The organism is Methanopyrus sp., assembly GCF_053997775.1.
In genome coordinates this window covers 1-11,092 of the sequence record NZ_JBMXXF010000018.1, presented here as the reverse complement: position 1 = coordinate 11,092, position 11,092 = coordinate 1, and the positions used below count along the sequence as shown (strand labels likewise).

Below are 11,092 nucleotides of genomic sequence, written 5' to 3'. Positions count from 1 at the left end.
GGGTGCGGCTGCACGTGCACAACGTGCTGGTGAGTTGGAGCGATCAGAGCGCTCCGGTGGACTTCGACGCGTTGGCCCGGGACATTCGGCGGTCTCAGATCGTCGTGTTGGACAACATGGGGCCGCTACCGGGCCCGTTCGTGGAGGAGCTCTCGGCGCGGGTGCTGGGGCGTCCGGTGGCGGACGTGTCGAGTTTCTTCCGGGAGCTGGCGCGGGAGAAGCGGCTCGTGGCGTGCGTGACGGGGGATCAGCACGATTTCATCCTGTTCGGTCCGAGGTGTCGGAGGGTTCGGGACAACACGGCCGCGGTGGCGAACCTGGGGTTCCTGTTCCGGTTCTCCGACTCTCTGGTGCCGGTGGTGGAGTACCTGCTGTGGCTCGCGTACCCGGACGTGCCGGCGGAGCGGCTGCGGCTTTCCTCGGTCCGGGTTTCCTTCGTGGCCGCGTACGTTCCGGGCCGTGGATGGGTGTTTCCGGAGGTCCCCGGGGCGGAGTTGGAGGGGGCGTACCACCGGTGGCTGCGGCGGTTGGCGGCGGGGGAGAGGGGCCTGTGGTTTGAGGTGAGGCTGGCGATCCTTCCGTCCTGGGTGCGGGGGCTGCGGGAGCGGTGCCTGGGGTTCCTGCGGTCGTTGGAGCTCCCGGGTCGGCGGCTGGTGGTGGTGCTCGGTTACGTTGACGCCCTTTACAAGGGCGAGTCGGGGCTGGTGGAGCGGGTGGTGGAGGATATCCGGAGGGAGCTGGCGCGGTCCGGGCTGCGGGACGTGGGCGTGGTGGCCCTGCTGTGCGACGGGAACGTGGTCCCGCCGGTGGACTTCGAGGGTCGTGGGCTGCTGCAGGAGCTGCGGCGGTTGGGGTACGAGGTGGCGGCGGTCGTCTCGCTGTGGGCGTTCACGATGAACTACCCGTACCCGGCCGCGTGGGCGCTCCGGGAGCTGGACGCGCCCGTGATCAAGGTGGTGTACCCGTTCTGGTCGGACTGGGCCTGCGAGCCCTGGCACTACCTGGATCTGGAGAAGGATGCGCCGAACTCGGGGCTCGTGGGGGCCGTGTTCGAGTGGGGGTATCAGGTGATCGGGGGTCCGGAGGCGGAGGGCGCGTTCTGGTTCAAGCTGTGCGCGCTGAAGCGGTCGGATCGGATGAGCGTCTTCCCGCTGCGGGACATGGTGCGGGATCTGGCCCGGCTGGTGGTCGGGTTCGTGCGGTTGCGGTACCTGCCGGAGTCGCGGAAGCGGGTGGCGTTCGTGCTCTACTGTTACCCGCCGGGTCGGGACGCGATCGGGGCCGCGTACCTGGACGTGTTCCGCTCGCTGATTAACGTGCTGGCGGCCATGGCGGAGCGGGGGTACGACCTAGGACCGGCCGGGGAGGTGTTCCGCCGGGTGGTGGAGCTGCGGCGCCGGGATCCTAAGGAGGCGGAGGCGTTCGAGGATCGACTCGCGCACGCCCTGATGGAGGCCGCGGACCTGGTGCTGAAGAACGTGGGTCCGTGGGCGAAGGGTGAGCTCGCGGGGATGGTCCGGCTGTACCGGGGTGGGCGCGCCGAGCGCGTGATTCGCTGGAAGTCGGGTGAGATGAGGGTCATCGTGGAGGGCGGTCGGGTGGTCTGGGTGGACGTGGACGGGCGCTCGTACGTGCTGGGGACGGTGGGGCCGGATCAGCTGGTGCCCGTGGAGGAGCTCGAGCGGTGGTACCGGGAGGACGTGCTCTCCCGGTTCCGGTACTACCTGTCCCTGCTGCGGGGTGACGACGAGCGGGTGCGGCGGGCGCGGGAGGCGTTGGAGCGGTGGATGCGGGCGGTGGAGGAGCGCTTCGGGCCGCCGTCGGACAACCGGGGGATCATGCGGTGGGATCGGTACTATGTGATCCCGGCGCTCCGGCTGGGGAACGTGGTGATCACGCTGCAGCCCGTGCGGGGCTGGTCGGGCTCCCCGGAGCTCGTGTACCATTCGCCGGACCTGCCGCCTCAGTGGCAGTACATCGCGGCGTACGAGTGGTTGCGGCGCGTGTTCCGGGCGGACGCGGTGGTGCACGTGGGCACGCACGGGACGCTGGAGTGGCTGCCGGGGCACCAGGTGGGGCTGCTGGGGGTGGACTGGCCGCACGTGCTGCTGCCGGACGTTCCGCACTTCTACGTTTACATCGTCAGCAACCCGGGCGAGGCCATGGTCGCCAAGTACCGGTCGGGCCCGGTGCTGCTGACCCACCTGCCCCCGACCTGGAGCTACTTCCGGGACTTCGAGCGGTACGATCGGCTGTGGCGCGAGGTCACGCGCTACCTGCAGCTGCGGATGATCGGCGGAGACCCGAGGATGCTGGGCGAGCTTCGGAAGAGGATCGTGGAGGAGGCGGGTCGGTTGGGACTGCTGCGGACCGTGGTCGACGCGATCCTGTCGGAGCGGGGTGGTGAGGCTCGGGACCCGAGGCGGTGGGCGCTCGAGCACTTCGACGAGTTCGTGAGCAAGCTGCACGACTTCCTGCTGGACCTGGCGCTGAGCAACGTGGCGTACGGGTTGCACGTGTACGGTCGGGGCCCGGACCGGGAGGCGGCGATCCGGGAGGCGGGCGTGCTGGCCTCCTCGATGCCGGACGTGAACGCCGTGTTCGCCTACTACGCGGGCCTGATCGAGCAGCCGGATCCGGGCGAGCTGGAGCGGTTTCGGGCGGAGCACCCGGACGCGTTCGCCGGGTTCAAGCGGCGGCTGAGGGAGTGCCTCGCCCGGCTGCTCCGGGAGATCCTGCTGGATCCGGGCCTGGTGAGGGGACTGGACGAGTACGTTCGGTGGAAGGATCTGGAGGAGTACTACGGGTGGCGGCCCCGGCTCACCAACCCCGCGACCCGGGCGTTCCGGGGCTTCCGGGATCGGTTGGTGGAGCTGGCCCGGCGGGCGGTGCTGGAGACGTTCGGGGCGATGCGGGAGGATCGGGAGTACGAGCACCTGCTCGCGGAGGCCGCGGCCCGGGTCTACCGGATCTACGCGCACTACCTGCGGTCGGGGGAGTCGGAGCTGGAGAACCTGCTCCGGGGGTTGGACGGGCGGTTCGTGCCGCCGGGGTTGCTGGGGGAGCCGATGTGGAACCCGGCCGTGCTGCCCACGGGTCGGGACGGGTACCCGATCGATCCTAACATGCTGCCGACGCCGGAGGCGTGGGAGGTGGCCAAACGGCTGGTGGATGAGTTCCTGGCCCGGTACTACCGGGAGCACCGGTCCTGGCCGGAGGCCGTCGGCGTGGTGATCTGGGGCGTGCACGAGCTCTGTACGGGTGGGCTGAACATCGCGATGGTGCTGTACCTGCTGGGCGTGCGCCCGGTGTGGGATCCGGACTCGGGTCGGGTGATCGGGGTGGAGCTGATCCCGCTGCGGGATTTGAGGGTGCGGGTGGACGGGCGGTGGCTCCGCCGGCCGCGGATCGACGTGGTCGTGTGGGCCGCGCTGCACATGGAGGCGCCGTTGAAGCTGCTCGCCGACGCGTTCTACCTGGTCTCGCACGTGGACGAGCCGTCGGAGCTGAACTACCGTCGGCGGCACTACCTGGAGCTGAGGCCCCGGGTGGAGGAGGAGCTGCGGCGGTTGGGTTACTCGGCCCGGGAGGCGCGGGAGCTGGCGGACGTGATCGCCTCCAGCGGGTACTTCGCGCAGCCGCCGGGGGTCTTCACGGGGGCGGGCGCCTCGGACGTGGTGGAGCACGCGTGGACGGACGTGTCAGGGACCGTGGGGGTGCTCGAGGGTCCCTCGGAGGCGCTGCGGCGGTTCCAGGAGCGGTTCTGGGAGCGGTTCCGGGAGGCGTGCGAGGCGCGGATGGCGTACGTGTACTCGGCGCGGGCGCGGATCGTGGTCGTGCGTCAGGGCGAGCGGGTCCGCGTGATGGTGCTGCGGACGAGCACGGACGAGGTGTACCACGCGATCCCGTCGGTCACCGCGTTCCGGTACCTCATGTCCAAGGTGCGGGCCGTGGTGCACAGCGTGGTGAACACCTGGGGCCTGATCGACACGGACGACTTCTACGACTGGGTGGGCGGGATGGCCCTGTACGCCACGTTCGCCTCCGGGCGCGCCCCGGAGGTGTACATCGCCAACGCGATCGACCCGACCGCGGCCTGCACCCGGTCCGCGTTCGAGCAGCTGGCGGGTGAGGTCTACACCAAGCTGCTGAGCCCGTCCTGGTGGAACGCGATGCTCCGGCACGGGGACTACGGGTGGTCACGCGTCGCCCGTCGGATCGAGTTCCTGGCCGGCTGGGGGATCACCGTCCCGTCCCTGCGCGCCCCGCTCAACGGGCTGTACACCCGGGTGGCGAGCCGGCTGCTGGAGGAGCTCTCAAGGCATCCGCCGAGCACGGAGTACGGGTGGGCGTCGGTCGTCTCCTCCCTGGCCTGGTTCGTGGAGCTGGCCCGGCTGGGCGTCTGGCAACCTCGGGACCGCTCCGTGCTGGTCAGGGTGGCCCAGACGCTGCTGCGGGTCATGGCCCGGCACGGGCCGGCCACGTGCCACCACACGAGCCCGAACCCGGCCCTGGTCGCGTACGCCGTCCGGGTCCTGCTGGAGGCGGGGTACTCGTACTCGGAGATCGCGGGCCTAGTGAACCAGGTGTTGGAGTGGTACCAGCGGCTGGATAACCCGGAGATCGTGCGGCAGATCCGCACCCTGCTGAGGGAGGTGCTGCGGAGGTACGGCCGGCCCGGAACGGCCGCCCCCGGGTCCGCGTCACCGGGGGCCCGGAGCTCCTCGGTTCAGGGCGCTCGGTCCGGCCCCTCAGGGGTCGCCCCCACGGCCGTCGGGAGGCGCGGGGTGGCCCGGGCCCGTGGTGGGTCCCCGGGATCGGCGGCGCGGCCGTCCCCGTTCTCGTCCTTCCGCTCGGCCCTCGGTGCGGCGGCTCGGGCGGTCACGACGTCGGTCCGGGCGGTCGTCGTTCGGGCCGGGTCGGTGAGTGTCTCCGGTGGGGCCTCAGGGCCGTCGGGTCGCGCGGGCTCGGGTCTGGGTGGTCGTGGGGGCCGGACGGTGACGATCGGCGTCCGTGGGGCCCCGATCTCCGGTCGGCTGAGTGCGGGTCGGGTCGGCGGTGGCGCGGCCGGTTCGTCGGGTTCGGTCTCCCGCGCCTCGGCGGTCGGGTCGGTCTCGGCGGCCCGGGGCGCCGTCGGGAGGTCGGCGGCGAGCGGGAAGGCGGCGGCGAGGGCGGCCAGCACGCTGTCGAGGGCGGCGGCTCAGGCCTCCTCGTCGGTGCGCAGGATCTGGGAGTGGGTGCTGGCGCTGGTGCTCACGGTGCTGATCGTGTCGGGGTGGGTGGCCGCGAGGCGCGGGGTGGTCGCCCGGGGGCCGCGCTGGTAGTCAGCCTAGGAGGGCTTCGGCGAGGGCGCGGGCGGTGCGGGAGGTGTGCTCGCGGGGGACCGCGACGCTGACGGCGACGGCCCCGTAGGCGCTGCCCAGTAGCTCGAACCCGGGGCAGGAGGCGAGGAACGTGGACACGTCCTGGTGGGACATGCCCTCGCCGACGACGGTGACGAGGCCCACGTCCTCCCGTACCTTGCACTCGTAGTCGAGGTGGCGGAGGGCCTCGCGGGCTCGGTCCACCTCCCCCTCCTCGATGAGGATGTTGATGCGGGGTTCGGAGGCGGTGGTGAGGAGGGCGAGGATGTTGACGTCGTGGTCGCCGAGTCGGGTGGTGACGGCGCCGATGACGCCGGGCTCGTCCATCATGCGGGCGCCGGTGACCTGGATGAGGGCGACGTCCTCGCGGGCGGCGACGACCTTGGGTCCGGGTTCGGTCTTCTCGGAGATCAGCGTGCCCACGGTGGCCGTGTGGGAGTTGCCGATGAGGATCTCCACCTCGAGGTTCTTAGCGGCCTCGACGGCCTTGGGGTGGATGACCTCGGCCCCGGAGGCGCCGGCCATCATGGCCTCGTCGTAGGAGAGGCGTTCGACGACGCGGGCTTCGGTGAGGTCGGGGTCGGTGGTCATGATCCCGTCGACGTCGGTCCAGATCAGGGCTCGGGTGCCCAGGATGCCGGCGAGGATGGTGGCCGTGTAGTCGGAGCCGCCGCGGCCCAGGGTGGTGATGTGACCGCGCTCGGAGCGGCCGATGAAACCGGTGACGACGGGGATGCGGCCGGCCCTGAGGTCCCTCAGTAGCTTGGAGCGGGTGCCCTCCCAGCGGATGATGTCCGCGTTGCCGGGCCGGTCGTTGGTGATGAGGCCCAGTTCCCAGGCGTCGTACGCGCGGGCGGGGATGCCCCGCTCGCGGAGGTAGGCGGCGATGAGTCGGGCGGAGGCGCGCTCTCCGAGGGAGAGGACGAGGTCTCGGAGGCGGTCCTCGGGGCGTTCCAGTTGCTCGAGGACGGGGGCGACGCCCTCGAGGATCGTGCGCATCTGTCGCAGGAACTCGCGGACCTCTTGGTGGTCTTCCTCCAGGTGCTCGGCGATGAAGCGCTCGTGCCGGTCGATGATGGGGTCGGGGTCCGCGGCGCCCCGGCAGGCGTCGTGGAGGAAGCGTTCGAGGGCGTCGGTGACCCCGGCGAGGGCGGAGACGACGAGGACGTTGCCCGAGGCGGCGGAGGCCTCGAGGGTGCGGAGTCCCTCCTCGGAGGAGACGGAGGTGCCGCCGAACTTGTGCACCTCCATCGCGGCTCCCGCCGTATCGTTATGATTTTCGTAACGATTCTGGCTGGCGCCGGGGCCGGGATTTGAACCCGGGCGGCCCATACGGGCCACGGGATCTCCAATCCCGCGCCTTGGACCGGGCTCGGCCGCCCCGGCGTCTCCGGGCCCGTCCTTTTGGAGGGGATACTAAACGATTACGGGATCGTCTGCACCCGGATCTCCCGGCCCTGGTGGAGCGCCCGCTCGAGCCGCTCGCCCACGGAGGTTTCCTTGTTCACCCGGACCTCCCCGCTCGAGCCCACGGTGGCCGTGAACACGTACTCGTCCTCCACGAACACCTTCACGGGTCGGCCCGCGAACCGCTCGCCCACGCGCAGCCGGATGTACTCACCGTCGTCCACGACCTCCATCGGGAACTCCTCGCCCGACTCGACCTCGACCACCCTTCCGTCCGCCCGCTGGGGGCCCGGGGGCTTCGGGGCCTCTCCCTCCCCCTTTCCCTCGCGCTCCTCGAGCGGCTTGACCACGATCTTGAGGCCGGTGCGCCGCTCGATCTGCTCGACGTTGCGGCCGCGCTTGCCGATGACCATGGGCACGACGTTCTCGGGCACGTAAACGGTGGCCTGGGAGCCCTTGACCTCAACCTCCACGGGGACCCGGCCGCCGACGAACCGGCGGACCTCTCGCTCGATGACCTCGGCCGCGAGGCGCTCGGAGGGGGTCTCGCGCTCCTCGGTCTCCTTGACGGGGACGACGAAGACCTCCTCGCCGTACGTGTAGATCTCGTACTCGAGCTCCCCGGTCTCGAAGTCGCGCACCTCGACGACGGGGCGCGCGAGGTCCTCCTCGGTCATGCCGGTGGGCACCTTGACGGTCATGGACACGTCGTACACCTTCTTGATCTGGCCATCCTCGATGAAGATGACCGTGTCGACGACCTGGGGGATGAGCCCGAGCTCGACGCGGCCGATGAGGCGCTGGATCGCGTCGATGGGTCGGGTCGCGTGCACGACGCCGATCATGCCCACGCCGGCGAGCCGCATGTCGGCGAAGACCTCGAAGTCCCGGGTCTTGCGCACCTCGTCGTAGATGGTGTAGTCCGGGCGGACGAGGAGGAGGATGTCGGCGGTCTTCTCCATGTCCCCCTCCAGCGGGGCGTACTGCGTGATCTCGTCGCTCACCTGTAGGTCCCTCGGGCTCTCCATGGTCTTGACGATCTTACCCTGCTCGGCGTAGAATTCGGCGAGCGCCGCGCAGAAGGTGGACTTACCCGAGCCGGGCGGGCCGGCGACCAGGATGCCCTCCGCCCGCTCCTTCAGCCGCCGCTTCAGCTTGTCCGAGAGGTCGTAGTCGTCCAGGGTGACCTTGACCACGGGCCGCACCGCGGTGATCTCCCAGCCCTCCGAAAACGGGGGCCGCGCGATGGAAACGCGGAGGTCGCGCAGCTGCACGACGGTGGCCCCGCCCCGGTCGATCTCGACGAAGCTGTCCTCGTCCGCGTGCGCCTTCTCGATGATTTCCCGGGCCCACCGCTCGAGCTCCTCCCGCGTGCACGGCTCGGGCCGCAGCTCGACGAGCTTCCAGTCGCCCGGGCGCCCCACCTTCGCCTTGGGGGGCACGTTCTCCTTGAGGTGCAGGGACATGGCGTTCTCCGGCATCATCCGCTCGATCTCGGTCTCGCCCGTCCTCGTGATCGGCTCGAAGTAGACGACCTCGATCCCCTCCGCCTTGGCCGCCTCGGCCTGCACCTTGTCGCTGGTGATCAGCGTCGCGTCGTACTCCCGCGCCACCTCGCGGATCATCGCGTCGATCTCGCCGCTCCGGGCCAGCCGGATCTCCTCGAGCCCGGGACGCTCGCCCGCGAACTCGACCTTGATGATGCCCTCCCGGGCCAGCCGCTGGAGCTCCTGGAGCTCCCGGAGGCCCGCGAACCCGGTCTCGCGCCCGCGGTTGGCCTGGTACTCCAGCTCGGCCACCACGGCCCGCGGGATCACCACGGTCTTGTCCTCCAGGTACCCCTCCTCGGCCAGCCTGGAGATCCGACCGTCCACGACGACGCTCGTGTCCGGTACCACGTGCTCAGTCTTGACCTCGATCTCCATGATGAGCACACCATCCCTTGCGCCTTTTCAACGCCCGTAGACCTTATCGGGGTCGAAGACCCGCTCCTCCACGACCGACAGGCGGCCGTCCCGGGTGACGCGCCGGTAGAAGCACGTCTTGTAGCCCCGGTGGCAGGCTCCCCCCTCCTGCTCCACCCGGTAGAGCAGGGCGTCCTCATCGCAGTCCACGCGGACCTCCCGAACTCGCTGCACGTGTCCCGAATCCTCTCCCTTTTTCCAGATTTCTCCCCGCGAGGTGCTCCAGTAGTGGGCGTACCCGGTCACCAGCGTACGGTACACGGCCTCCTCGTTCGCGAACGCGGTCATGAGCACCTTTCCGGACTCCACGTCCTGCGTGACCACCACGACCAGGGGCTCCCCGTTGATCTCGAACCGGTAGTTGAGCCGGGAGGCCAGGCGTCGCGCGGCCTCCTCGTCCAGCGGGGGCTCGAACCCGCTCATACCTCCGCCGCCCGCTCGAGCTCGTTCAGCGGGACCTCCTCCTGCTCGCCCGTCTCCAGGTTCTTCACCGAGACGTACCCTCCTTCAAGCTCCCGGTCCCCGACGATCACGGCGTAGTCGTACCCCTTCGAGTCCGCCATGGAGAGGGCCTTCCGCAGGCTCTTACCGGACACCTCCACGTCCACGATCCAACCCAGCTCCCGCAGCTCCCGGGCCACCTCCCACACCTTACCGGAGCGGGTCAGCGGGATGAGCAGGGCGCGCGTGCCCTCCAGCTCCTCCCCCGGGACCCGGTCGTAGAGTTCGAGCGCCATCAGCAGCCGGTCGAACCCGATCGCCATCCCCACGGCCGGCACGTCCGGGCCCCCCAGATCCCGAACCAGGGTGTCGTACCGGCCCCCACCGGCGCACTGGGAGCCCCCGCCCAGCTCCGGGACGTGCACCTCGAAGACCATGCCCGTGTAGTAGTCGAGGCCCCGGGCGACGGAGAAGTCCAGCTCGTGCTCGACGCCCGCCTCCTTCAGCTGGTCGGAGATCGCGAGCAGGTTCTCGAGCGCCTCCTCGGCCGGCTCGGCCCCGGCGATGGCCTCCTCCACCTCGCTCACAGACTCCGCGGTGACGATCCCCAGCACGCGCTCCGCCACGTCCTCGGGCAGGAGCTCCCGGACTCCCTCCAGCTCGCCCTTGTCCACCAGGTGCGCGACCCGGTTCTGCCGCTCCTCCCCGATCCCGTGCTCCTCCAGGAGCCCCCGGAGGATGCCGAGGTGACCGACCCGGGTCTCGAAGGCGTCGCTCGGGAGCAGGTCGTCGAAGATCCCGTGGGTGAGCTCGATCACCTCGACGTCCGCCTCGGGCTCGGAGGAGCCTAGGATCTCGACCCCCGCCTGCCAGAACTCCCGCCACCGGCCGCGCTGGGGCTGTTCGTACCGGAAGCAGTTCACGAAGTAGCACAGCTTGAGCGGGTGCGGCCGGGTCTTCAGCGAGTCGTTGTACATGCGGACCACGGGCGCCGTCATCTCGGGTCGGAGGGCCAGCCGGCGGCCCTTCTTGTCCTCGAACACGTACATCTCCTCGAGGATCTCCTCACCGGACTTCTCCTCGAAGAGCCGGGCGTGCTCGAAGGTCGGGGTGAGCACCTCCTCGTACCCGTACGAGCGGAAGCGCTCCCGCAGGAACCCCTCCAGCCACCGTCGCGCCCGCATCTCCTCGGGCTCGAAGTCCCGGGTGCCCTTAGGCCTCGCTATCCGCACGGGCCTCACCCCGTCCCGTCCGTCCTAGGAGGGCGATGAAGAACCCGCACGTGTCGTGCCGGTGCGGGAAGAGCCGGCACGCCTCCGGCATGTCGAACCCGGGGTCCCCGACGTCCACGTCGATGAGCTCGAAGTCCGGGTGACGCTCCAGGAACCGGCGCACGACCTCCTCGTCCTCCTCCGGGAACATCGAGCACGTCGAGTACACGAGCCGGCCCCCGGGCCTGACGAGCCGAGCCCCAGCCTCCAGCAGCTCCAGCTGGAAGTCGGGGAGCCTCTCGAGCTCGTCCGGGGTGATCCTCCACCGTCGCTCCGGGTTCTTCCGAATCGTCCCGTCGGCGGAGCAGGGCGGATCCACGAGGACGGCGTCGGCGAACTCCTCACCGAGCTCCTCCGGCGCCTCCCGGCCGTCCATCAGGTGCGTCTCGATGCAGTCCAGGACCCCGAGCCGGTCCGCGATCTCCACCAGCCTGTCCATGCGGGTCTCGTCGACGTCGATGGCGATGATCCGACCCTCGCAACCCATGAGCTGCGCCATGTGCGTGGTCTTCCCGCCCGGGGCCGCGCACAGGTCGACCACCACCTCCCCGGGCCTCGGGTTCAGGACGGCGGAGGCGAGCGCGGCCGCCTCGTCCTGGACGACGAACAGCCCCTCGTCCCACTCGTCCATCACCGCGATTGGGAG

The 11,092-nt window shown here is 70.3% G+C and carries 6 protein-coding genes and 1 tRNA gene; 1 reads left to right on the top strand and 6 read right to left on the bottom strand.

Translation table 11 applies throughout. The features are described from left to right. Positions 1-14 precede the first annotated feature (14 nt). Positions 15-5,324, top strand: coding sequence for a cobaltochelatase subunit CobN (locus ACXJJV_RS02640; protein ID WP_456466630.1), 5,310 nt, complete (start codon positions 15-17; stop codon positions 5,322-5,324). Here ACXJJV_RS02640 and ACXJJV_RS02635 read toward each other — a convergent pair whose 3' ends face one another. The 6 genes from ACXJJV_RS02635 to ACXJJV_RS02610 all read right to left on the bottom strand — a co-directional run. Further along, positions 5,325-6,614, bottom strand: coding sequence for an aspartate kinase (locus ACXJJV_RS02635; protein WP_456466629.1), 1,290 nt, complete (start codon positions 6,612-6,614; stop codon positions 5,325-5,327). A 44-nt stretch (positions 6,615-6,658) separates the two neighbouring features. Further along, positions 6,659-6,749: transfer RNA gene (locus ACXJJV_RS02630), tRNA-Ser, on the bottom strand. Positions 6,750-6,787: 38 nt separating this feature from the next. Then, positions 6,788-8,695 (bottom strand): PINc/VapC family ATPase, encoded by a 1,908-nt coding sequence (locus tag ACXJJV_RS02625; protein WP_456466628.1) that lies wholly within the window; start codon positions 8,693-8,695, stop codon positions 6,788-6,790. A gap of 27 nt (positions 8,696-8,722) precedes the next feature. After that, positions 8,723-9,157 (bottom strand): phosphoribosyl-AMP cyclohydrolase, encoded by a 435-nt coding sequence (gene hisI, locus ACXJJV_RS02620; RefSeq protein WP_456466627.1) that lies wholly within the window; start codon positions 9,155-9,157, stop codon positions 8,723-8,725. Beyond that, positions 9,154-10,407: a histidine--tRNA ligase gene (gene hisS, locus ACXJJV_RS02615; protein WP_456466626.1), complete on the bottom strand. Its 1,254-nt coding sequence runs from the start codon at positions 10,405-10,407 to the stop codon at positions 9,154-9,156. Before hisS ends, hisI begins: the two co-directional genes overlap by 4 nt. Beyond that, on the bottom strand, positions 10,388-11,092 hold a 705-nt coding region (locus ACXJJV_RS02610; RefSeq protein WP_456466625.1), incomplete at its 5' end, for an RsmB/NOP family class I SAM-dependent RNA methyltransferase. The genes ACXJJV_RS02610 and hisS, both read right to left, overlap by 20 nt.

What these genes read in the sequence shown, in the direction of transcription:
- ACXJJV_RS02635 (WP_456466629.1), bottom strand. Translation starts at nt 6,614, where the DNA reads ATGGAGGTGCACAAGTTCGGCGGCACCTCCGTCTCCTCCGAGGAGGGA.
- ACXJJV_RS02625 (WP_456466628.1), bottom strand. Translation starts at nt 8,695, where the DNA reads ATGGAGATCGAGGTCAAGACTGAGCACGTGGTACCGGACACGAGCGTC.
- hisI (WP_456466627.1), bottom strand. Translation starts at nt 9,157, where the DNA reads ATGAGCGGGTTCGAGCCCCCGCTGGACGAGGAGGCCGCGCGACGCCTG.